Below are 22,660 nucleotides of genomic sequence, written 5' to 3'. Positions count from 1 at the left end.
TGCCATAAAAAACTTTAAATTTGCACTCTATAATTTAAAGTTTTATGTACACTAAAAATTTCGAAATACGCTGGAGTGATATTGATGCTAATAGACACCTAGCAAACTCTGCTTACATTAATTTTATGAGCCACACTAGAATGGCCTTTTTAGTAGAAAAAGGTTTTACCATGCAAGAAATGGTAAAGTTTGGTGTAAGTCCTGTGGTTTTTTATGAGCATGTACATTACTTTAAAGAAGCGTTTCATGGCCAACCTATAACTGTAAGTTTGGAAGTTTCTGGTTTAAGTGAAGATGGTATGTTTTTTAAATTTGATCATAACTTTTATAATCATAAAGGAGAAAATTTGGCGTATTGCGAAATATTTGGTGCTTGGATAGACCTAAAAACGAGAAAACTATCTGCCTTGCCAGAAGAGTTATTAGCGTTAACTAAAGTTTTTCCAAAAGCTAAAGACTACAAAGTATTAACTAAAGAAGACACAAGGCTACATGGTAGAAAACCCATAAATTTAAGCTTGTAATTTTGGTTTTTTAGTGACTAAATAAACTCCAGAAAAAATTAAAGCAGTAGCAAGAAGTTTTACACTTGTTAAACTACCACTTCCCATTATAATAGCAAAAAGACCAGCAATAACTGGTTGCATATAGATAAAAATACTAACGGTTGAAGCCTTTAAATGTTTTAAAGATAATGGAGTTAAAATATAGGTGCCAAATGTTGCCCCAACAACTACAAATGCTACAGCAAAATAGGCATAAGGTGTAAATTTAGAAAAATCGGTAGCTATTAATTCGCTATAACCAAATGGGATGACTAAAATTAACCCAAATAGGAATAGCCATTTTATAAATGTAAACGGATGGTATTTATAGGTTAGTTTTTTTATTAAAATAATATATATACTATAGGCTGTTACATTTATTAATATTAACGAATTCCCTAAAGCAACATTATCACCTTCAAAAGACGATTTGCCATAAACTGTTAATACAATAGCTCCTACAAATGCTAAAAGAATACCTGAAATTTTTAAAATAGTTATTTTTTCTTTTAGATATATAGCCGACATAATAAGCACTAATACTGGCGTTATAGTTACAATTACCGATGCATGTATTGGAGAGGTATACTGCAATCCTTTTATAAAGAGAAGCATATTAATGGCTATTCCAAAGAGTGCTGCAAAAAAGAATTTTAAATAGTCTTTTTTTTCTATTTTTTCTTTGGGCCCTATAAAGCTAAATATCCAAAATAAAAGCGCTGCTCCACCAATACGTATTATTACAAAAGCTGTCGCATCAAGAAAACCACCAGCCATAACGTCTTTTGCAAACGTATAATTTAAACCGTACAAAAATTGTACTGCTAAAGCAGCCAATAAGGCAAAAATTCTAACTTGTGCTTGTTTCATTCTATAGACGTTATACCCTTAAAAACTATAATATATTTACTTTTTATGCTAATAAAGCTTGCTTTGCTGCTTCTACATTTTTCTTAGAGTTACCAACAAATATAACGCCATCAATAATCATTACAGGGCGGCTTAAAAAGGTGTAGTGTTCTAAAATGTAATTCTTATAATCGTTTTCTGTTAAGTCTTTATTTTTTAAACCCATAGATTTATAAAGTGTTGCACGCCTACTAAATAAGGCCTCATAACTTCCTGCTAAATCTTTCATTTCTTCTAACTGAGCTTCTGTGATTGCTTCAGTTTTTATATCCTGTAAAATAAAATGCGAAGGCACATTTAATTCTTTTAATATTCTAATACAGGTACTACATGTTTTTAAGTAATATATTTTATTCATATTATTTTTGTTAGAATGGTTTTTTATTGATTTATGCCTGCAAAGTAAATTCATTTTTGAGTAAATCCATCAAACTTAATTTTCTTTTTAATTATGGCAGAATTAATTTATTCTATATACATTTATCCCAAAATAATACTTATGGATTTCGCTTTCGACATTACTATAAAAAACCGTATGCTTTTTAAATCGTTTTTAGAGCATTTTACTTTAGAAGAATTAAACAAAGTTCCAGCTGGTTTTTCTAATAATATCTTTTGGAATATTGCGCACACTGTTGTTACACAGCAGTTATTAGTCTATAGCCTATCTGAGTTACCTATGCTAGTTTCAAAAGAATTAGTTTTAAAATATAAAAAAGGAACCAAAACTGAACACGTTGCAACGCAAGATGAAGTTGACGAAATAAAAGGGTTATTATTTTCTACTATAGAACAAACAAAAGAAGATTATAATGCCAAGATTTTTAAGCATTACAATACCTACACTGTTTCTACAAAAAGCACTTTAACTAATGTGGAAGATGCTATTACATTTAATAACTTTCATGAAGGCATTCACTTAGGTTATATTTTAGCACTTAAAAAGTCGCTTTAAACTTTTAAATATTTATTAGCAACTTCGTAAGGAATTGTAAATTCCAAAGGTTCATCTGCTGGCGTTAGTGTGTCGTAAAAGATAATAACACCATCATCGCTAAACCCTATTGTTTTAGGCAATTGGAAGTCGTCTTCTTTAAAGTCTACATTAGGATTTACATAACCTGTTAATAATTCTTTATCATAATATTTTTTCACTATGGTTTTAAAACCATCTACGTCATTAAATAAATCCTGAAACTCTAAAGGTTTTCCTGTTGTACTATTAAAATTAAAAAACTTAGTAATAATATTACTATGCGCACCACCTGTGTTTATAGACGAATTCATAGCTATACAAACTATAGTTTCATTTTTATAAAGCACTTCTCCATCTACTACAGCTTCCCATATAGGTAAATTATCTAAAGATAATTTTTCTAATTCTGCTTTAAAGGAAGTATAAGATTCTCCAAAAGCTGTTATATTTTCTTTTATACTAGCCTTAGCTGTTTTTGCGGCATCTACAGTTAGTGCATTATTTACAAAAGACTCTAATGTGTTATTTATATTTTTAGAAGCCTCTGTTTTCCCCTCTGCCTTTGGCATATTAATTTCTACAATAGCATCGCTTTCTACTAAAATATTAGTTTCTGAAAAATTAAGAACGACTTCTTTTTTACAAGAATGCAAGCATATTATACAAAACATAAAGCTTGCTATTTGAAATCTTTTAAAGATAGAATTGTTAAACATAGATTAAAGACATTGTTTACATTTGAATACAACGAATTAAAAGCTATTTTTGTTGTAATCAAAACTTTTAAGATGAAAACCTACCAAAGGTTTAACTTCTTCAAAGCTACAAACACATGAAATTTAACACTAAAACAATACACGGTAAACAACATCACGATCCTGCGTATGGTGCGGTAATGCCACCAATTTATCAGACCTCTACATATGCACAATCTACTCCAGGCGGTCATAAAGGTTTTGAATACTCCAGAACACACAACCCTACAAGACAAGCTTTGGAAAATGCTTTTGCTAGTATAGAAAATGGGGAATTTGGAATGGCTTTTGGCTCTGGTTTAGCAGCAATAGACGCGGTAATGAAATTACTAAACCCCGGAGATGAAGTTATTTCTACTAATGACTTATATGGGGGTTCCTATAGATTGTTTACCAAAATATTTCAAGGGTTTGGCATTAAGTTTCATTTTGTAGGCATGGAAAATGCTGCAACTATAGAACAATATATTAATAATAATACAAAACTAATTTGGGTAGAAACACCAACTAACCCAATGATGAATATTATAGATATTAAAGCAACTGCTTCTATTGCTAAAAAACACAATATACTATTAGCTGTAGATAATACTTTTGCCACACCTTATTTACAGCAACCTCTAGATTTAGGCGCAGATATAGTTATGCATTCTGCCACTAAGTATATTGGCGGACATAGCGATTTAGTTATGGGCGCTTTAATTGTAAAAGATAAAGCCTTAGCTAGTAAACTCTATTTTATTCAAAATGCTAGTGGCGCTATTTGTGGGCCACAAGATGCATTTTTAGCGCTTCGTGGTATTAAAACCTTACATGTAAGAATGCAACGCCATTGCGAAAATGGGAAGGCTATTGCAGAGTTTTTAGCTTCGCACCCAAAAGTAGAAAAAGTCTATTGGCCAGGTTTTGAAAATCACCCAAATCATGATATTGCAAAATCTCAAATGAAAGGTTTTGGAGGCATGATTTCTTTTACAACAAAAGGAAATAACTACAAAGCGTCTATTAAAACAATAGAAAGTTTAAAAATATTTACACTTGCTGAGTCTTTGGGAGGTGTAGAATCTCTGGCTGGACATCCAGCTAGTATGACTCATGCTAGTATACCTAAAGAAGATCGTGAAAAAATAGGTGTTGTAGACTCTTTAATTAGATTAAGTGTTGGTATAGAAGATGTAGAGGATTTAATTAACGATTTAAAACAAGCTCTAGGCTAGATTAAACAAACAACAATTAAAATACCTTTATTTTAATTGTATTATAACCATATAGCTAATACAATGTTAGCTTTTTAAACAACAGTATTATGTTTCGTAAACTCACAGTATTATATGTATTAATTTTTGCTTTATTTTTTAACTGTAAAAGCGGAAAACAACACGTTAGTAAAACGCAATCCCCGTCTAAGGATTACGTTTACAATTCTGATGCCTTATTACAACATGTAAAAACGTTATCGTCTGATGCTTTTGAAGGTAGAAGAACTGGTACAGAAGGTGCAAAAAAAGCAAAAGCATACATTATTAAGCAGTTTAAAACTTTAGAGGTACTTCCTTTAAATGGTAGTTACGAACAAGATTTTTCATTTAGTGGGAGAGGAAAAACATACAATGCTACTAATGTTTTAGGTCTTATTAAAGGAACCAATTCTACAGAAGAGTATATTGTAATTAGCGCCCATTACGATCATGAAGGTATTAAAGATGGTAAAATATATAATGGAGCAGATGATGATGCCTCTGGCGTAAGCGCTTTATTTGCTTTTGCAGATTTCTTTAAGAAAAACCCACCAAAGCATAACGTTATTTTAGCTGCTTTTGATGGTGAAGAATTAGGTTTAAAGGGGGCTTATCATTTTGTTGAAAGTGCAATTATTCCTAACAACAAAATAAAACTAAACCTTAACATGGACATGGTAAGCCGAAGTGATGATAACGAATTATTTGCTGTTGGCACACGCTACAATACTCAATTTATTCCTGTTATAGATCGTTTTAATACAGATACATTAAAATTAACTAAGGGACATGATGGAGAAGATGGTAAAGAGAATTGGACCTTTTCTAGTGATCATGCTGCGTTTCATAAAGCCAAAATTCCTTTTATTTATTTTGGTGTTGCAGATCATGAAGATTACCACAAACCTACAGACGATTACGAAAATATTCACCCAGAATTTTATAAAAATGCTGTGCAAACCATTATTAACGTATTTAAAGCACTAGACGCCTCTAAATTATAATGACCGATTCTAAAACGTATTATAAGCAACAATTACAAAAACATACTATTGAGGTTTCTCGATTAAAAAAGCAATTAACAAGCCTTAGTCTATTTCGCTTGTTAGTTTTTTTAGCTACTGGTTTTGCTATCTATTTAACGTTTAGCACATGGCAAATAGCAATAATTATTGGTGTTTTAGGACTATCTGCATTTCTATTTTTATTATCTAAGTATACCGATTTAAAAGCAAAACGAAATTTACATCAAGCTTTAGTTTCTATTAATGAAGAGGAACTAAAAATTGCTTCTGGTGATTTTCACGATAGACCAGATGGTTCTCAATTTCAAGACCCATCTCATTATTATAGTTTAGATATCGACTTATTTGGTAGAGGTTCTTTTTTTCAGTTTATAAACAGGTCTGCTACTAATGAAGGGACTTCTGTTTTAGCCAATGCTTTAGTTGCAAACAAAACTGATGGTATTATAGAGCGCCAAAAAGCGATAGATAACTTAGCAAAAAAACCAGATTGGCGTCAACGTTTTTCTGCTATTGCTTCTCTTATAAAAGTTGAGACACCTGCTCCCGTTATAACACAATGGTTACAATCACATCAATCCTTTTTACCCTCTTTTATTAAATGGCTTCCTCTAGCGTTCACGTTAGGTTCAGTTGCTGTTTTTATACTTATTATTTTTAGTATAGCACCTCCGTTATTGTTTTTATATTGGTTATTATTAGGCTTAGGTATTACTGGTCGATTTGTAAAAAAAATAAATACTCTTGCTACAAACACTAGCAAAATTAAAGATACCTTTAGACAATATTCTCTATTATTAAATGAGATTGAAAATGAAACTTTTAATTCAGAGTTACTTATAAGTAAGCAAAAGCAAATTCAATCGGAACAAAAAACAGCATCATCAATTTTTAAATTGTTTTCACAACATATTGATGCTTTAGATAACAGAAACAATATTATTTCTGCCATTTTTGGTAATGGGTTATTTTTATGGGATATAAAACAAACCTATAATATCGAGAAATGGATTGAGACTTATAAAAATACTGTTAAAGATTGGTTTGAAGTCGTTTCTTTTTTCGACGCATACAATTCCTTAGGAAGCTACACCTTTAATCACCCACAGTTTGTGTTTCCAGAAATTAGCACAAACCCATCGGTTATTAAAGCTACAGATTTAGGGCATCCTTTATTAAATAAAAATAAACGTGTAGATAGCGACTTACTTATTAATAAACAGGAATTCTTTATTGTTACTGGAGCGAACATGGCTGGCAAGAGTACTTTTTTACGTACGGTTTCATTACATATTGTTATGTCTAATGTAGGGTTACCTGTATGTGCTAAAGCTAGCACGTATGCTCCAGTAAAATTAATTACCAGCATGCGCACAAGCGATTCGTTAACAGATGATAGTTCGTATTTCTTTTCAGAATTAACACGTTTAAAATTTATTGTAGACACTATACAAAAAGAGCCTTATTTTATTATTCTAGATGAAATTTTAAAAGGGACAAACAGTACCGATAAAGCTATTGGTTCACGTAAGTTTGTAGAAAAATTAGTCGCTTCTAATGCTACAGGAATTATTGCTACTCACGATTTAAGTCTTTGTGAAATTGAACAAGAATTAAAGGATGTTAAGAACTATTATTTTGATGCCGAAATTATAAACGACGAATTACATTTCGATTATACATTAAAACATGGTATTTGCCAGAATATGAATGCTAGTTTTTTACTTAAAAAGATGGAGATTGTTTAATTTATTACTGAGGAATATACAAAGCCTCATTTAAAATCCATTTTTTTACGAGGTTTCTATTACTTGTTATTTCTGCAAATACATAAATTTTAGATTTAAAACACGGAGACGTTTCTGCTAGTTCTATAAGCACTTTATTATCGTAATAACTAGAATGTAAAAAATATAGGATTTTATCATGTATTAAAACATACCCTACATGATTATCTAACCCTACAAAATAAATACCATTATCATAGACCTGATTTACTTTACTTTTTAAAGTATTAAAATCTAAGTTTCTAAATATTTTAAGCTCCTCTTTGGGTTGCAACGCTATTGCCTCGTTTAAACCTGCTTGTTGCGCCATTTTATAACGATTAACATTAAATCCAACATGCCTTAATGTGGTAGACACAAAATAACCGCAAGCTATTTCACCTTTGTTAGGCGTATTAGTGTGCCCATTAAAATCCCAAGGGGTATTATACCAATGTGGCACAATATCGTTTATTAGTTTTGTGTAAAGGTATTTTGAAGTGGTATCTATTGCTTTACTTGCATTGTTTGCTAATAACGTTTTAAAATAGCCTTTATCTTCTCTAATTTTAGTTTTGTGTAGTTTATAATTTCCCTTGGGTTTAAAATTAATGTTAAGCTTTACACTATCTAGCTTTGGTGACTCTTTTTTATAGATCACTTTTTCACTAGCATCAACTATTCTTGGAGTGATTGATTGTTCTTCTTTTTCTTGAGTTCTACAGCCAATCAATAATAATGAAAAGAATATTATATAGAGAGATTTAATAATTGTACATATTAAGTTAGTAGTATTAAAACTCTATTTCTAATAATTTATTTTACATACTAAATAATATTCTTCTAGCAGTTATTATCTGCCATCCATTGACGCAAATCTCTTGCTCCTTTTGAAAGCCTACGGTAAACATAAGCTAAAGTTACCGCTGTCCCTGCTGTTATACCTATAGCTGCTAATGTTCCTAAAACAGTTGCTGTTAACCCTAAAGAGACGATACCAACAACACCCCCAATAAGAAAGCTTAACACCCAAAATAGGTCTATTGCTCTTTCTAGGTTTCTTAATTGAACTCTTGCTTCATTACAATTTCTTGGTGCCATAATACATATATTTTAAATTAATAACAATACAAATAACACATTAAAAAAAGAATGCAACAAGAGGATTAAAACGCTCTTTAACAGGATGTAACCACCTTTTTATTATAGTTTTTTTCTTATTTTACTCAACATAATCAAAGCGTTTTCATCTTCTGGTTTTAATTCTAAAACTTTATTATAATGCTCTAATGCTTTAGCATAATTCTTGCTTTTAAAATGAGCTTCTCCCAAACTATCATAAACATTATATTTATAAGGAAATATCTTTGTATTTAAATCGAAAACATATAGTGCTTTTTCCGTTTGATCGCTTCTTAAATACATATAACCTAAAGTGTTTAATTCTCTACTTCCTTTTACAAATTCGGCAAGTCTAGGCACTAATGTAGATTCTAATAATTTTAAAGCTTCTATAGTATTCGATTGAAATAAAGTATGCATATAATTAGCTGCCATATAATTTGGCGTATACTTATTTGTTGTAACAATTTTAAGGATATCTCGCTCTAATGTTTCTTTAGGAGATTCAACTATTCTATTAATTTCCTTACCTTCTTTATAAAAAATAAAGGTTGGAACACGATGTATATTTAAGCCTTTTTCTTCACCTGTTGGGCTTTGTTTGTAGGCTTCTGCTGTTTTATCTACAGCAATAACTTCTAGTTGAGAATCTGGAAATTTTACAGCATCAAGAATATTATAAAAACGTGGTACTTGTCGTTTACTATCTCCACACCATGTCCCTAAAAACACTTTTATAGTATAACCTTTTATAGAGTCTTTTAATTGATTTATAACTTTATCGTTAACTAAGTATTCGCTGTAATTTTCATTAAACCATTTAGCATAATTAGTTGTCGTTAAGCCTTCTTTATTTACAACTCCTAATAATTTTGGCTTCCCTTTATCGTCTACAACTTCTTTATTAATGGTTTGCGAAAAGCTTAATGACAGGCTTAAAAATGCTAATAAAAAAATAACTGTTCGTTTCATAATAGATTGATTTTTAATGATCTCAAATCTATTATATATACTTTATAACTACTATTATTATTTACAAGCAGTAATAATAAATGTACAAACTGCACCTTATTCAATTAGAACAAAAAAACTACATCTTATTTCTAAAATGTAGCTTAACTTAATATAATACAAAGCCTTGAATTTATAGCATTGATTATATTTTAACCATTAATCTCTAAAAATTAAATTTGCTCCTCCCGACATTGCGCTCCCAACTGCAGCAGCACCAATAACACCTCCTACTGGCCCTCCTACTGTAGTTCCTGCAACTGCTCCAGCAACACCTCCAATAACATCTGCACATACGGTAAATATTGCTCTTAAACATTTTTTCTTTCTATTGGCTTTGGCTTCAAGCTGTAAATTTTCTGTCCAATAATCTAAACTATATCTTGCTATAGCACTAGCAGACAGTAATACTTGTTGTTGTTCTATCATTAATTTAGAATGGCTTATTCTAAATTCCCATGACGATAATCTTTCTAGAGTCTCAATTATAGATTGATTGTTTTGATCGAAGTTTAAAATTGTAAAAATTAGCCAGAATAACTTGTCTTTAACTTCTTCATCTAAAGTTAAGATATCAAGAATTCCTAGTGTTACTCCATCATTTTTTTGGATATGGCTTAGTAACCTATCGGTTTGTAATGCTAATGTATCGACAAATACATCATCAAAAGTTTTAATAAACCCTTTATCCGCAAGCGCTTGATATTCTAAAGCATGCTTTATTAACGATTTGGCATCTGGCTTTTTTACTTTGTCAACAATATAAGCTAAAGCATCATTGTGCATTTTACCAACATAATGGTATGGATTAGATTTAGCCGCTGCCAATACATTTATTTCTTGCATTTGTGCATCGAATTCAAATTGTTGTGTTTTTTCTAGTTTAGTTTCCATTTGTAATTATTGTTTAATATTTGACACTACAAATGTATTTTGAAAGTATAAATGAATTGCGCGTGCGCCAACCTTAAAACCTAGGGTTGTTTACCCCTTATTTAATAGGTTTACAGATACCGGATGCCGCTATTTAATACGTTTCAATAATTTATTAGTATAAATGGACTTAAACAATTAACCCTACCAAATCCTCAACTTTAGAAAGTAGTTGAATTTTAATTGCAGTATCTTTTAAAGTAATAGTATTATACTTAGATACAAATATGGTAGAAAACCCTAATTTTTCGGCTTCTAAAATACGTTGTTCTACACGTTGTACCGGTCTCACTTCTCCAGATAAACCTACCTCAGCAGCAAAACAAAAATCGCGTTGAAGTGCCATATCTTCATTAGAGGATAATATCGCAGCAACTACTGCTAAATCTATTGCAGGATCGTCTACAGAAATTCCTCCTGTAATATTTAAAAACACATCTTTCGCCCCAAGCCTAAAACCTGCTCGCTTTTCTAAAACGGCTAACAACATATTTAATCGTTTAGCATTAAATCCTGTAGCGCTTCGTTGTGGTGTTCCATAAACGGCTGTGCTAACTAATGCTTGTACTTCTACCATTAAAGAACGTATACCTTCTATGGTTGCAGCAATAGCGTTTCCAGATAATTCTTCGTCTTTTTTAGAAACCAGTATTTCACTTGGGTTACTTACTTCTCTTAAGCCAGTGCCTTGCATTTCGTAAATACCTAACTCGCTAGTAGAACCAAAACGGTTTTTTTGTGCTCTTAATATTCTAAACACATGGTTACGATCGCCTTCAAATTGCAATACCGTATCTACCATATGCTCTAAAATTTTTGGCCCAGCTATGTGTCCATCTTTAGTTATATGGCCAATTAATATAACTGGCGTCGCTGTTTCTTTTGCATACTTAATAAGCTCTGTAGTACATTCTTTTATTTGCGAAATACTACCACTAGACGATTCTATATAATCGCTATGCAAGGTTTGTATGGAATCTATAATAACAATATCTGGCTCTAAAGCCTCGATTTGCTTAAATATGTTTTGGGTTTTAGTTTCTGTTAAAATATAACAGCTATCATTCTCTGGATTAATACGATCTGCTCGCATTTTTATTTGCTTCTGGCTTTCTTCTCCAGAAACATATAGTGTTTTGTATGGTAATTTTAATGATATTTGGAGTAATAATGTACTTTTTCCTATACCAGGTTCTCCTCCTAAAAGTGTTAAAGATCCTGGCACAATACCACCACCAAGTACACGATTAAATTCTTCATCTAAAGTATCTAACCGCGCCTCTTGAGAAGAGTCTATATCTTTTAATTTTAACGGTTTTGAAACCCGTTTTGTTGTATTAGTAGGCGTTTTCCAATCACTCTTTTCCGGTTTTTGTATTAACTCTTCTACAATTGTATTCCATTCTTTACAGGCTGTACATTGCCCTTGCCATTTAGAGTATTGCGTACCGCAACTTTGACAGAAAAAAGTTGTTTTAACTTTTGCCATATTTATTTTCCAGAAACTGGAATTATTTTATTGTTATCTAATATTAGTAACCAAAATCTGCTTTAATCTGCTCAGATAATTCTAAAACTTGATCCTTAGTAATCCCTCCTATTTCCTCTAAAATATAAGCAGATTGATAGGTTTTCATTGCTTTTTTAGGTTTTCCTGTTTTTTCATAAAACTTCCCTAAATAGTAATGTCCAAGTAACGTATCTGGGTATTCTTTTCTTGCCAATTTACCTAGTTCTTCGTAATGTTCAAACTTTTCGGTTTTTTTAATTGCTGCGGCAATTGCTCTAAAATCATTAACTGAAATTGGTTTCTCTATTCCAAACAAATCTTTTATAGTGGCATACTTTTCTTTTAAGTAATCTACAGGAGAAGTATCTAACTTAAGTATAGTCTCTTTATATTCCTTTTTAGATATAGGCTGAAATACAAAAAAGATACTTTCTAAAGCTTTAGGTATTGCATGCGCAGGTAGAGAATAATGAGAAGGCCCATCAAAATTATCAAAACTGCGCAATAGGTTTTTATTATCTATAGAAGATAAAGCTGTATTCAAAGCCTCTGTTCCCTTTTTTATATGCTTTACATCTTTATTAGACGTTGCTAAATAATAAAATGTTTTTGTCTCTACTCCAGATAATCTTTCTTTTAAAAAACTAGTCATATCTGGTGCTAAATCTGGACTTAATACTATATAAGATTGAAATAATGGAACATCTTTTAATAAAAAATAATTAATAAAGTTAGCGGTTTGGCCATGACCTACTGCTACTTTAAATTTTTCTGTACGGTACACCTTTTCTATATAAGGTATTAACTCCATACCAACAAATTCAAAAAACTCTGCACCTTCATCTAATGGTAATGAGTTTTGCTCAGAGTAGTTTGTATCATTATCTCTTGACTCTACTTGATTAACTCCAACAACTATAGCTTCTGGAATATCTTGCCAATATGAATAATAATCTACGTTACCCGCAACAATTTCAAACAAATAATCTCCATCAAAAACAACAACAATGGGATAACTTTTATCGGTATCATCGTATCCTCTAGGCACTTGTATTTTTAATTGTCTCGACTCGCCTAAAATTGAAGACTCAAATTCTTTATATATAGTTTGAGCTGTTATTTGCTGAAATGAGAAAATAAAAACGAAAAAATAGAATAATCTTTGCATTGTAGGTTAAATTTAATTTACAATGCAATGTACAAATTATTTCTTTCTGTTGTAAATTGGCAGGTATAAGAGTGAAAGTCCTCCTAAAACAATAATCATTACAGTTTGCGAAGCCCACATAATCCACCCAAAGGCATAGCTAGGGTCTTTGGTTATACCAAAAATAGAAAATGCAGCAAAGACTGCTACAGGATAAGACCCAATCCCGCCATTTGTGGCAGCAATACTAAAACTAGCAGATATAAATCCTATTAAAATAGCACCAAAAGGGACATTGTTTAATTCTGGAATAGACAAACTAGTCACATAAAACATTAAAACATACATTCCCCATATAAAGAACGTATGAAAAATAAAAGGCCATTTTTTCTTCATCTTAAAAATGCTTAAAACTCCTTCTATTAATCCTGTAACAAAATTTTTAATCTTTAAAGCAATTCCTGTTGTACTTTTTTTAATATAAAATACAAAAAATGCTCCCGCTATAATTAAACCCGTTATGCCTATAATTACTTTAATTGGGTTAAACCGTTCTACTAAAAAGCTATAGATAAAATCAAATTCTAAAAATAGGGTTATAGTAATAATAATTAGCATAACTAACAAGTCTGCAACACGCTCAGCTACAATAGTACCAAAACCTTTTTCAAAAGGAACACCTTCATAATTTGTAAGAATAGATGCTCTAGCCACTTCACCAGCTCTAGGAATAGTATAATTAATTAAATAGGTAGCAAAAACTGCCATTATACTGTTTCCAAACTTAACTTTAAACCCTAAAGGCTCTAATTGAAACAACCAACGGTAAGCTCTAGACAAATGACTTAACAACCCAATAAAAACACCTAAAACAATCCAGCTTTTATCTGCTTCTTTCCAATACTTAAAAATCGTAGACAAGGGAACATCTTGCAACGAATACCATACTAAAAAAACTCCCAATAGTATTGGGAGCATTATTTTTAATAGTTTAAGTATTGTTTTATTCAAAACCTATTTTAGTAAATTAGTTGCTTCATCAGGAAAAACTAACGATGGTTTAAACACTTTAGCTTCTTCTATATCCATAAAAGCATAAGTAATTAATATAAGCGTATCTCCAACAGCTACTTTACGTGCTGCGGCTCCATTTAATGTAATTTCTCCGCTATTTCTTGGTCCAGGAATAGCATAAGTTTCCAAACGCTCTCCATTATCGTTATTCACAATTTGAACTTTTTCTCCTTGTACAACATTCGCAGCATCCATTAGATCTTCGTCTATAGTTATACTACCAATATAGTTAAGTTCTGCGCCAGTAACTTTTACTCTGTGAATTTTAGATTTTACTACTTGTATTTGCATGAGGCAAAGGTAATTAATTTAGTGCTAAATTGTCTATTAATCTTATATCATCTGCATAAGCTGCAATAAAAGCACGATAGGTTTTAGATTTAGATTTTCGTTTTACTGGTTTTAAGGTTTCTACATCTGCAATTATAAAATATTCTAACTCTAATAATTTATGTTTTGCAAATTCTTTTTCAACCCACTCCGTAACTTTTTTAGCACTTTTTGTGCCAAACTTTTCTTTGGCAGTTTTTAGTGTTTTATAAATAAAAGGAGCTGCTATTTTATATTCTGGTTTTAAACGTTCATTACGAGAACTCATTGCTAAACCATTAGCTTCTCTATGTATTTTACAACCAATTATACGCACAGGTATGTTATATTTTTCTACCAGTTTTTTTACAATTGCTAATTGTTGAAAATCTTTCTCACCAAAATAAGCATTATTTGGTGTTATAATTTCAAATAAACGTTTAACAATAGTCCCTACACCATCGAAATGTCCAGCGCGAAAACGGCCTTCCATTTCAAACTCTAATCCATCAAAACTAAATTGTTCAGACTTCGTGTTTCCTTCGTAAATATCTTCTACACTAGGTGCGTAAACTATTATTTTATTAGAAACTGTTTTTAAAAGTGTAACATCTCTCTCTAAAGTTCTTGGATACTTTATAAGGTCTTCTTCATTATCAAACTGTGTTGGATTTACAAAAATACTAACAACAGCATAGTCATTATTTAAAAGTGCTTCTTTTACTAAAGACAAGTGTCCATTGTGTAAAGCTCCCATTGTTGGTACAAATCCAAAGGTTATTTTTTTATCCTTTTCTCCGCTTATATGGTTTTGAATTTCTGTTTTATTTGAAAAGACCTTCATTATTTAATATAAAATTAACGCGTGCAAACTTAATATATTAGTAGCAATCTGCATAAAATTTTGTACTTTTGCGTGTTTTTTATTTTAGAATTTTCTAAAGCTTAACTAAATATTATGATTGTAAACAAAACTTCTTTCCAAAAAAGGAACGACTTTTGTGTACAACGTTAACATTAAAACTATCGTATGAAAGATAAAAAGATATTATATGTGTCGTCTGAAGTTGTTCCTTATTTACCAGAAACGGAGATTTCTTCAATGTCATTTGAAACTCCAAGAATGGTTAATCAACAAGGCGGGCAAATAAGAATTTTTATGCCAAGATATGGTAATATAAACGAGAGAAGACATCAATTACATGAAGTTATTCGCTTATCTGGTATTAACCTAGTCATTAACGATTTGGATATGCCACTAATTATTAAAGTGGCTTCTATACCAAAAGAACGTATACAAGTTTACTTTATAGATAATGACGAGTACTTTAAAAGAAAAGCAACATTAACTGATGAAGAAGGAAATTTATTTCCAGATAACGATGAGCGAGCTATTTTCTTTGCTAAAGGTGTTATAGAAACGGTAAAGAAATTAAACTGGTCTCCAGATATTATTCACGTACATGGTTGGTTAGCCTCATTATTACCTCTTTATTTAAAACAGTTTTATAAAGACGAACCTTTATTTAACGAAAGTAAAATAGTAACTTCTATTTATAGTAAAAGTTTTGAAGACACTTTAAATAATGATATGATTAACAAAATAGCTTTCGATAATATCGACACAAAGGCTATTAAAGTTTTAGAGAAACCATCATACAATAATTTAATGAAGGTTGCAATAGATCATTCAGATGCACTAATTATTGGTTCTCAAGATATTCCGGAAGAATTAGAAAGCTATTTAAAAACTTCAGAAAAGCCTGTTTTAGACTTTAAAGAAAAAGACGAATTTGCTGAAGCATATACAGAATTCTACAATACTAGCGTTGTATAGCTAAAAAGAGCATTAAAATATATTTATGAAAAAGATATCGAACACCCTAAAATCGTTAGCTTTACTAACACTTATCCTGTTTGTAACGATAGCCTGCGACAAAGATTTCTCTAATTTAGATAGTGACATCCAAGGGATTAAAAACTTCTCAACAAACAGCATAAAATTCCCTGTAGTTTCTTATTCTCAAAAAATCACAGACAACACAACCGGGATACAAGCAAATGGTTTGCCAGGTAATTTATTTGGTGTTTACAATGACCCTAACTCTGTATACGGTATTACTACTGCGGGTATTGTTGCACAAATTACACCAACAAATTTCAACCCAGATTTTGGTGAAGCTCCAACAGATGCGTCTATTTCTAGAATAAAATCTGTTATGCTAACAGTACCATATTTTACTTCAATTGAATCTACAGATGAAAATGGAAACAATGAGTATAAATTTGACTCTATATATGGAGGTTTTAACCCTCAAGCTAAGTTTAAATTATCTATATACAGAAGTAATTATTTATTAAGAGACTTAGATCCTAATACAAATTTTGAAGAACCTCAAGCCTATTACTCTAACCAAGAAGATCTTTTTTGCGCGCAAATTGGAGAGCTTTTATATGTAAATGACAATTTTACACCTAGTATTGACGAGATTAGAATACAAGAAGTTGATGACGACGGGAACCTAGTTTTTGAAGATGATGGCATAACTCCTGTAATAGAAGAACGCATACCACCGTCTTTAAGAGTAGACTTAAATGATCCTAACATTGTTCCTGATGATTTTTGGGAAAATTTAATTATTGCAAATGAAGATAATGACGTATTAAGCAATGCTAATAACTTTAATGAATTTTTTAGAGGCTTAATCTTTAAGGTAGAAAACACATCTGGTACAGGTGGTAACATGCAAATGCTAGATTTAACGAATTCATTGGCTAGCATTGTATTAGACTATACAAATCAAGAAGAAATTGATGAGGGGACAAATGTAAGAAACCCTACATTATACAGGTTAGCTTTTGGAGGCGGTATTAAAGTAAATACTATAAATAATGACTTTAATTTACCCGTTGCACCAAACACAACTATAGGAGACGATAAACTACACCTTAAAGGAGGAGATGGCTCTATGGCCGTTATAGAATTATTTAATGGTACAGTAGACGATGAAGGTACACCAGTTGACGCATTCACTTATTTTAAAGATAAAGAAGATAGATGGCTTATTAACGAAGCTAACTTAGTTTTATATGTAAACCAAGACGATGTTGCTGGTAACGAACCTGACCGATTGTTATTATACGATTTAAAAAATAACACACCAATAATAGATTATTTATTAGATGGTAGTACAAATACATCAGAACCTACAAAATCTAAAATTGGCTATTCTGAAATATTAAAACGAGACAGTAACGACAATGGTGTAAGCTATAAGTTTAGACTAACAGAGCACATAAACAACTTATTACTAAGAGATTCTACAAATGTAAAATTAGGAGTTTATATAGCTAACAATGTAAACATAATAAACAATTCAAAAATTCAAGGCATTGTTGAAGACGACGATGATGCCACTATAAACACTTTTCCTGTAACAAGTATTTTATCCCCTAAAGGTACTGTTTTACACGGAAGTAAAGACAATATTCCTGAAGGAAAACGTCTTGAATTTGAAATATATTATACAGAAACAGAAAATTAAAAACTATGTGTGGAATTGTCGGATATATTGGAGAAAGAGAAGCCTACCCAATAATACTAGAAGGCCTTAAACGATTAGAATATCGTGGGTATGATAGTGCAGGAATAGCTTTATATGACGGACAGGATATTAAACTTTCAAAAACAAAAGGTAAAGTTGCAGATTTAGAACAACGTGTAGATCAAGAAATAGACGAAAGCGGAACAGTAGGAATAGGACATACAAGATGGGCTACTCATGGAGTACCAAATGATGTTAACTCTCACCCTCATTACTCTAACTCTGGAAATTTAGTAATAATCCATAACGGAATTATAGAAAACTACGAATCTTTAAAACAAGAATTAATAAAAAGAGGTTACACTTTTAAATCGGATACAGATACCGAGGTATTAATTAACTTAATTGAAGATGTAAAGAAAAATGAAAACGTAAAACTTGGCAAAGCCGTTCAAATCGCACTTAATCAAGTTATTGGAGCCTACGCCATTGCGGTTTTTGACAAAAACAAACCAAATGAAATTGTTGTAGCAAAACTTGGTAGCCCTTTAGCTATTGGTATTGGAGAAGATGAGTTTTTTATTGCAAGTGATGCCACACCATTTTTAGAATACACCAAAAAAGCCATCTATCTAGAAGATGAAGAAATGGCCATTGTAAGACGCAAAAAAGGTGTTAAAATTAGAAAAATTAAAAACGACTCATTAGTAGCACCTTATATACAAGAGCTACAAATGAATTTAGAGCAAATTGTAAAAGGTGGTTATGAACATTTCATGCTAAAAGAAATTCATGAACAACCTAGTGCAATAAAAGACACATATAGAGGCCGTTTAAGAGCAAAACAAGGCATTATTAAAATGTCTGGAATAGACGATAATATCGAGAAATTCATAAATGCTAACAGAATTATAGTTATTGCTTGTGGTACCTCTTGGCATGCAGGTTTAGTTGCAGAATATATTTTTGAAGACTTAGCAAGAATACCTGTAGAGGTAGAATACGCTTCAGAGTTTAGATATAGAAATCCTGTAATTACAGAAAAAGATGTAGTGATTGCTATTTCTCAATCAGGAGAAACTGCCGATACACTTGCAGCAATTAAATTAGCCAAATCTAAAGGAGCCTTTGTATTTGGTGTATGTAATGTTGTAGGGTCATCTATTGCGCGAGAAACGCATGCTGGAGCCTACACACATGCTGGTCCAGAAATAGGTGTCGCTTCTACAAAAGCATTTACAACACAAATAACAGTTTTAACATTAATAGCGTTAAAACTAGCTAAAGAAAAAGGAAGTATTTCAAACTCTAAATTCCATTTACATCTACAAGAATTAGAATTAATTCCAGGAAAAGTAGAAGAAGCCTTAAAATCCGATAACCACATTAAACAGGTAGCAGAAACATATAAAGACGCTAAAAATTGTTTATATTTAGGAAGAGGATTTAATTTCCCCGTTGCTTTAGAAGGAGCTTTAAAACTAAAAGAGATTTCATATATACATGCTGAAGGCTATCCTGCTGCAGAAATGAAACACGGCCCTATTGCATTAATAGACGAACAAATGCCAGTTTTTGTTATTGCAACCAAGAAAGGACATTATGAAAAAGTTGTAAGTAATATACAGGAGATAAAATCAAGAAAAGGTAAAATAATTGGTATTGTAACAAAAGGAGACGAAGATGTTAAAAACCTAGCGGATCATATTATTGAAGTACCGGAAACTTTAGAAGTATTAACCCCACTTTTAACAACGATACCGCTACAATTACTATCTTATCATATAGCTGTTTTATTAAATAAAAATGTAGATCAGCCAAGAAACTTAGCTAAATCGGTAACTGTAGAATAAACAACATTATCGAATAACATAAAAAAGGCACTATTTATTAAGAATAGTGCCTTTTTTTATTCATTTTTAACTGTTTTTTTGCTATGCACGCATAATTTTGTTAACTTTTTTTTATGATCTCACTAAAAAACGTATATTGGTCTTTCCAATATTAACTAATTAAAGAAATGAGAACAATCTTATCAATTTTATTGTTGCTTTTTTGTGGTATTACATATGCACAAACAACAATTACTGGAACAGTTGTAGACGAAAATAGTCAACCCATTCCAGGAGTCAACGTATTTGCTGTTGGCACATCTTCGGGAACTTCAAGTGATTTTGATGGTAACTTTAAACTAACCGTAAGTCAAGATCCTCCTTTTACAATTCAAGCTAGTAGTGTAGGCTTCTCTACAGAATCAATTGAAGTTACTACTAACAACCAAGTATTAAATTTCATTTTAAAAGAGGGTAGTATTCTAGATGAAGTTGTCATTTCTGCATCAAGAACACCAGAACGTATTTTTGAATCTCCAGTAACGGTAGAGCGTTTTGGTCTTAAAGAAATAAAAAATACAGCATCTGCAGATTTTTATGATGGATTAGAAAACTTAAAAGGTGTGGATGTAAACACAAACAGTTTAACTTTTAAATCTATAAACACACGTGGTTTTGCAACATTTGCAAACACTCGTTTTATGCAGTTAGTAGATGGTATGGATAATTCTGCTCCAGCAGTAAACTTCCCATTAGGAAACTTAGTCGGTATGATTGAAACAGATGTATTAAGTGTAGAACTTTTACCTGGGGCATCATCTGCGCTATATGGAGCAAATGCTTTTAATGGTATTTTATTTATGAGAAGTAAAAATCCTTTCGAGCATGAAGGTATTAGTGGCTATATAAAAAGAGGGATTACATCTCAAGAAGCAGCTGGAGATAATGACTATACAGACCTAGGAATTAGAATGGCTCATAAATTTACAGACCACTTTGCAGCTAAAGTAAACTTTGGTTACTTAAAAGGAACCGATTGGGCAGCTACAAGTGAGGTAGATAAAACAACTCCTGGAGGCACAAGAGCAGATACAAATTATGATGGAATTAATGTTTATGGAGACGAAGTATCTACAAATATACGCTCAGCATCAGGTTTAGGTATTATACCAGATGTTGTAGTAAGTAGAACAGGTTATAATGAACGTGACTTAACAAACTATAATGCAGAAAGTGTTAAAGCTGATTGGGGCTTTTATTTAAGACCAATAACAGATAATAGTTTAGAAATATCTTATGTAGGTAAAATAGGAACAGGTACAACTATATACCAAGGAACAAACAGATATAACATTAAAAACTTTACACAACAACAACATAAATTTGAAGTTAAAAACGACAACTTCTTTGCTAGAGCATACGAAGTAGCAGATAGTGCTGGTGATTCGTACGATATGGTTTTTACTGGTATTAATATTAACAGAGCTTGGAAAAGTGATGCAGATTGGTTTGGTGATTATATTAACACATTCGCAGGCATTAACTTAAGTGGTAACCCATTAGGTTTAACAGAGCAAGAAAAACATGATGCGGCAAGAGCAGCAGCAGACACTGGTCGTTTTTTACCAGGTACTCCAGAATTTCAAGCAGCATTTAATAAAAGTGTAAATGATCCAGATTTAGCAACAGGATCTAAATTTCAAGATAGGTCTAAATACTTCCATAGTGATGCTAACTATAACTTTAGCCACCTAATTGACTTTGCAGAAATACAAGTTGGTGGTTCATACAGAAAATATACTTTAAACTCTGGAGGAACAATTTATACAGATGGAAATGGAGAAATTAAGTACTCTGAAGCTGGTATTTATACTCAAATTCAAAAAAACTTTGAATTATCTGATGGTAAAGAATTAAAAATTACGGCTTCTGGACGTTATGATAAATCAGAATTGTTTGACGGTTTCTTCTCGCCAAGATTATCTGGTGGTTTAACGTTAAATAAAGACCATAATATTAGAGCTTCTGTACAAACAGGGTTTAGAAACCCAACAACACAAGATTTATTTATTGGATTAGATGCAGGACGTGCTATTTTAGTTGGTTCAGCACCTAATAACTTAGATAGATATGTAAGAACATTCCCAGTTAGTACAGTTGCCCAAAATACACTTGGTCAACCAAGTAGTGTTACACAAACTGGAGCTGTTGCATACAACAACTCTTATTCAGCTACAGCTGTACAAGAATTTGCAGCAACAGGTAACCCTGCTATTTTAGCAGCACCTAGCGCAATTGCAAATCCAGATATTATAAAGCCAGAACGAGTAACATCTGTAGAAGTAGGATATAGAGGAAAGTATGACAAAGTTATTGTAGACTTTAGTACATACTATAACTCTTACCAAGATTTCATTTCTCAAGAAGTGGTAATCTCTCCATTCTACGGAACAGTTGGGGATAATACATTATCTGTAGCAGCAATAGTAAACAATGACTTCCAAACATATAGTACTTACACAAACTCTGCTGCAAGTATTAATTCATACGGAGCCTCTTTAGGTTTATCTACTAAAGTATTTGGAAATTTTGATTTAAGCGGTAACTATACTTATACTAAGTTAGATTTCGATCAATCTTCAGATCCAGATTTAATGACAAACTTTAATACACCAGAACATAAGTTTAAAGCTACTTTTGGTAATACAGAATTATTTAAAAACTTTGGATTTAATATAGCTTACAGATTTAGCGATGACTACTTCTGGGAAGCAACTTTTGGAGAAGGTGTTGTACCTGAGTTCCATGTTTTAGATGCTCAAATAAACTATAGAGTTCCAGCAATTAAAACAATAATAAAAGCGGGTGCTACCAATATTACTGGTAAAGAATACTTTACTGCTTTTGGTACAGGATTTATTGGTTCACAATACTACGTTTCATTAACAATTAACAATCTATAA

At 31.5% G+C, this 22,660-nt stretch carries 21 protein-coding genes; 9 read left to right on the top strand and 12 right to left on the bottom strand.

The annotated features are described in order from the left end of the window. The first annotated feature begins 44 nt into the window (after positions 1 to 44). Positions 45 to 524, top strand: coding sequence for an acyl-CoA thioesterase (locus tag ACVC2P_RS03065; protein WP_452597016.1), 480 nt, complete (start codon positions 45 to 47; stop codon positions 522 to 524). Here ACVC2P_RS03065 and ACVC2P_RS03060 read toward each other — a convergent pair. Both ACVC2P_RS03060 and ACVC2P_RS03055 read right to left on the bottom strand, forming a co-directional pair. Beyond that, complete coding sequence (locus ACVC2P_RS03060; protein ID WP_452597015.1) at positions 513 to 1,415, bottom strand: DMT family transporter; 903 nt, start codon at positions 1,413 to 1,415, stop codon at positions 513 to 515. The two genes, ACVC2P_RS03065 and ACVC2P_RS03060, sit on opposite strands and share 12 nt — an antisense overlap. 43 nt (positions 1,416 to 1,458) lie before the next feature. Then, the gene (locus ACVC2P_RS03055; protein ID WP_452597014.1) at positions 1,459 to 1,812 is read right to left on the bottom strand and encodes an arsenate reductase family protein; all 354 of its coding nucleotides are present in this window, start codon (positions 1,810 to 1,812) and stop codon (positions 1,459 to 1,461) included. Between the two features lie 141 nt (positions 1,813 to 1,953). Here ACVC2P_RS03055 and ACVC2P_RS03050 point away from each other — a divergent pair, with 141 nt between their 5' ends. Then, a complete protein-coding gene (locus ACVC2P_RS03050) occupies positions 1,954 to 2,409 on the top strand; it encodes a DinB family protein (RefSeq protein ID WP_452597013.1) in 456 nt (151 codons plus the stop codon). On the opposite strand, the gene ACVC2P_RS03045 is transcribed toward ACVC2P_RS03050, so the two are convergent. Beyond that, positions 2,406 to 3,101: a PdaC/SigV domain-containing protein gene (locus ACVC2P_RS03045; protein WP_452597012.1), complete on the bottom strand. Its 696-nt coding sequence runs from the start codon at positions 3,099 to 3,101 to the stop codon at positions 2,406 to 2,408. The genes ACVC2P_RS03050 and ACVC2P_RS03045 overlap by 4 nt on opposite strands. Positions 3,102 to 3,262: 161 nt before the next feature. Here ACVC2P_RS03045 and ACVC2P_RS03040 point away from each other — a divergent pair, with 161 nt between their 5' ends. From ACVC2P_RS03040 to ACVC2P_RS03030, 3 genes are all read left to right on the top strand, one after another. After that, positions 3,263 to 4,402: a cystathionine gamma-synthase gene (locus ACVC2P_RS03040; RefSeq protein WP_452597011.1), complete on the top strand. Its 1,140-nt coding sequence runs from the start codon at positions 3,263 to 3,265 to the stop codon at positions 4,400 to 4,402. Positions 4,403 to 4,491: 89 nt separating this feature from the next. After that, positions 4,492 to 5,427: a M28 family peptidase gene (locus tag ACVC2P_RS03035; RefSeq protein ID WP_452597010.1), complete on the top strand. Its 936-nt coding sequence runs from the start codon at positions 4,492 to 4,494 to the stop codon at positions 5,425 to 5,427. Next, entirely contained in the window at positions 5,427 to 7,196 is a 1,770-nt protein-coding gene (locus tag ACVC2P_RS03030; protein ID WP_452597009.1) for a MutS-related protein, read from the top strand. The genes ACVC2P_RS03035 and ACVC2P_RS03030 overlap by 1 nt, the downstream gene beginning before the upstream one ends. Positions 7,197 to 7,200: 4 nt before the next feature. Here ACVC2P_RS03030 and ACVC2P_RS03025 read toward each other — a convergent pair whose 3' ends face one another. The 9 genes from ACVC2P_RS03025 to panC all read right to left on the bottom strand — a co-directional run bounded on the left by ACVC2P_RS03025 (position 7,201) and on the right by panC (position 15,164). Continuing rightward, on the bottom strand, positions 7,201 to 7,947 hold the full coding sequence (locus ACVC2P_RS03025; protein WP_452597008.1) for a hypothetical protein: 747 nt from the start codon (positions 7,945 to 7,947) through the stop codon (positions 7,201 to 7,203). A 110-nt stretch (positions 7,948 to 8,057) separates the two neighbouring features. Beyond that, positions 8,058 to 8,315 carry a hypothetical protein gene (locus ACVC2P_RS03020; RefSeq protein ID WP_452597007.1) on the bottom strand — a complete coding sequence of 86 codons (258 nt, stop codon included), beginning with the start codon at positions 8,313 to 8,315 and terminating at the stop codon, positions 8,058 to 8,060. A gap of 102 nt (positions 8,316 to 8,417) precedes the next feature. Then, positions 8,418 to 9,308 (bottom strand): tetratricopeptide repeat protein, encoded by an 891-nt coding sequence (locus ACVC2P_RS03015; RefSeq protein WP_452597006.1) that lies wholly within the window; start codon positions 9,306 to 9,308, stop codon positions 8,418 to 8,420. A gap of 198 nt (positions 9,309 to 9,506) precedes the next feature. Beyond that, entirely contained in the window at positions 9,507 to 10,241 is a 735-nt protein-coding gene (locus ACVC2P_RS03010; protein WP_452597005.1) for a hypothetical protein, read from the bottom strand. Between the two features lie 169 nt (positions 10,242 to 10,410). Beyond that, positions 10,411 to 11,769: a DNA repair protein RadA gene (gene radA / locus ACVC2P_RS03005; protein WP_452597004.1), complete on the bottom strand. Its 1,359-nt coding sequence runs from the start codon at positions 11,767 to 11,769 to the stop codon at positions 10,411 to 10,413. Positions 11,770 to 11,812: 43 nt separating this feature from the next. Continuing rightward, entirely contained in the window at positions 11,813 to 12,958 is a 1,146-nt protein-coding gene (locus tag ACVC2P_RS03000) for an alpha/beta hydrolase (RefSeq protein ID WP_452597003.1), read from the bottom strand. Positions 12,959 to 12,994: 36 nt separating this feature from the next. Further along, positions 12,995 to 13,915 carry a lysylphosphatidylglycerol synthase transmembrane domain-containing protein gene (locus tag ACVC2P_RS02995; protein ID WP_452597002.1) on the bottom strand — a complete coding sequence of 307 codons (921 nt, stop codon included), beginning with the start codon at positions 13,913 to 13,915 and terminating at the stop codon, positions 12,995 to 12,997. Between the two features lie 36 nt (positions 13,916 to 13,951). Further along, on the bottom strand, positions 13,952 to 14,302 hold the full coding sequence (gene panD / locus ACVC2P_RS02990; protein ID WP_452597001.1) for an aspartate 1-decarboxylase: 351 nt from the start codon (positions 14,300 to 14,302) through the stop codon (positions 13,952 to 13,954). Between the two features lie 13 nt (positions 14,303 to 14,315). Beyond that, positions 14,316 to 15,164 (bottom strand): pantoate--beta-alanine ligase, encoded by an 849-nt coding sequence (gene panC, locus ACVC2P_RS02985; RefSeq protein WP_452597000.1) that lies wholly within the window; start codon positions 15,162 to 15,164, stop codon positions 14,316 to 14,318. Positions 15,165 to 15,350: 186 nt separating this feature from the next. Between panC and ACVC2P_RS02980 the strand changes: the two genes are divergently transcribed. The 4 genes from ACVC2P_RS02980 to ACVC2P_RS02965 all read left to right on the top strand — a co-directional run bounded on the left by ACVC2P_RS02980 (position 15,351) and on the right by ACVC2P_RS02965 (position 22,660). Beyond that, positions 15,351 to 16,157 (top strand): glycogen/starch synthase, encoded by an 807-nt coding sequence (locus ACVC2P_RS02980; protein ID WP_452596999.1) that lies wholly within the window; start codon positions 15,351 to 15,353, stop codon positions 16,155 to 16,157. A gap of 25 nt (positions 16,158 to 16,182) precedes the next feature. After that, a complete protein-coding gene (locus ACVC2P_RS02975; protein WP_452596998.1) occupies positions 16,183 to 17,865 on the top strand; it encodes a DUF4270 domain-containing protein in 1,683 nt (560 codons plus the stop codon). A gap of 5 nt (positions 17,866 to 17,870) precedes the next feature. Continuing rightward, positions 17,871 to 19,718, top strand: a complete 1,848-nt coding sequence (gene glmS / locus ACVC2P_RS02970; protein ID WP_452596997.1) for a glutamine--fructose-6-phosphate transaminase (isomerizing) — start codon at positions 17,871 to 17,873, stop codon at positions 19,716 to 19,718. A 167-nt stretch (positions 19,719 to 19,885) separates the two neighbouring features. Then, positions 19,886 to 22,660, top strand: coding sequence for a TonB-dependent receptor (locus ACVC2P_RS02965; RefSeq protein ID WP_452596996.1), 2,775 nt, complete (start codon positions 19,886 to 19,888; stop codon positions 22,658 to 22,660).

The organism is Pontimicrobium sp. MEBiC01747 (assembly GCF_053601635.1).
This window is presented reverse-complemented; position numbering and strand designations above follow the sequence as displayed.

Bases quoted from the DNA above. Each gene is read 5' to 3' on its own strand.
- ACVC2P_RS03065 (WP_452597016.1), top strand. From the start codon at position 45: ATGTACACTAAAAATTTCGAAATACGCTGGAGTGATATTGATGCTAAT.
- ACVC2P_RS03060 (WP_452597015.1), bottom strand. From the start codon at position 1,415: ATGAAACAAGCACAAGTTAGAATTTTTGCCTTATTGGCTGCTTTAGCA.
- ACVC2P_RS03055 (WP_452597014.1), bottom strand. From the start codon at position 1,812: ATGAATAAAATATATTACTTAAAAACATGTAGTACCTGTATTAGAATA.
- ACVC2P_RS03050 (WP_452597013.1), top strand. From the start codon at position 1,954: ATGGATTTCGCTTTCGACATTACTATAAAAAACCGTATGCTTTTTAAA.
- ACVC2P_RS03045 (WP_452597012.1), bottom strand. From the start codon at position 3,101: ATGTTTTGTATAATATGCTTGCATTCTTGTAAAAAAGAAGTCGTTCTT.
- ACVC2P_RS03040 (WP_452597011.1), top strand. From the start codon at position 3,263: ATGAAATTTAACACTAAAACAATACACGGTAAACAACATCACGATCCT.
- ACVC2P_RS03035 (WP_452597010.1), top strand. From the start codon at position 4,492: ATGTTTCGTAAACTCACAGTATTATATGTATTAATTTTTGCTTTATTT.
- ACVC2P_RS03030 (WP_452597009.1), top strand. From the start codon at position 5,427: ATGACCGATTCTAAAACGTATTATAAGCAACAATTACAAAAACATACT.
- ACVC2P_RS03020 (WP_452597007.1), bottom strand. From the start codon at position 8,315: ATGGCACCAAGAAATTGTAATGAAGCAAGAGTTCAATTAAGAAACCTA.
- ACVC2P_RS03015 (WP_452597006.1), bottom strand. From the start codon at position 9,308: ATGAAACGAACAGTTATTTTTTTATTAGCATTTTTAAGCCTGTCATTA.
- ACVC2P_RS03010 (WP_452597005.1), bottom strand. From the start codon at position 10,241: ATGGAAACTAAACTAGAAAAAACACAACAATTTGAATTCGATGCACAA.
- radA (WP_452597004.1), bottom strand. From the start codon at position 11,769: ATGGCAAAAGTTAAAACAACTTTTTTCTGTCAAAGTTGCGGTACGCAA.
- ACVC2P_RS03000 (WP_452597003.1), bottom strand. From the start codon at position 12,958: ATGCAAAGATTATTCTATTTTTTCGTTTTTATTTTCTCATTTCAGCAA.
- ACVC2P_RS02995 (WP_452597002.1), bottom strand. From the start codon at position 13,915: ATGCTCCCAATACTATTGGGAGTTTTTTTAGTATGGTATTCGTTGCAA.
- panD (WP_452597001.1), bottom strand. From the start codon at position 14,302: ATGCAAATACAAGTAGTAAAATCTAAAATTCACAGAGTAAAAGTTACT.
- panC (WP_452597000.1), bottom strand. From the start codon at position 15,164: ATGAAGGTCTTTTCAAATAAAACAGAAATTCAAAACCATATAAGCGGA.
- ACVC2P_RS02980 (WP_452596999.1), top strand. From the start codon at position 15,351: ATGAAAGATAAAAAGATATTATATGTGTCGTCTGAAGTTGTTCCTTAT.
- ACVC2P_RS02975 (WP_452596998.1), top strand. From the start codon at position 16,183: ATGAAAAAGATATCGAACACCCTAAAATCGTTAGCTTTACTAACACTT.
- glmS (WP_452596997.1), top strand. From the start codon at position 17,871: ATGTGTGGAATTGTCGGATATATTGGAGAAAGAGAAGCCTACCCAATA.
- ACVC2P_RS02965 (WP_452596996.1), top strand. From the start codon at position 19,886: ATGAGAACAATCTTATCAATTTTATTGTTGCTTTTTTGTGGTATTACA.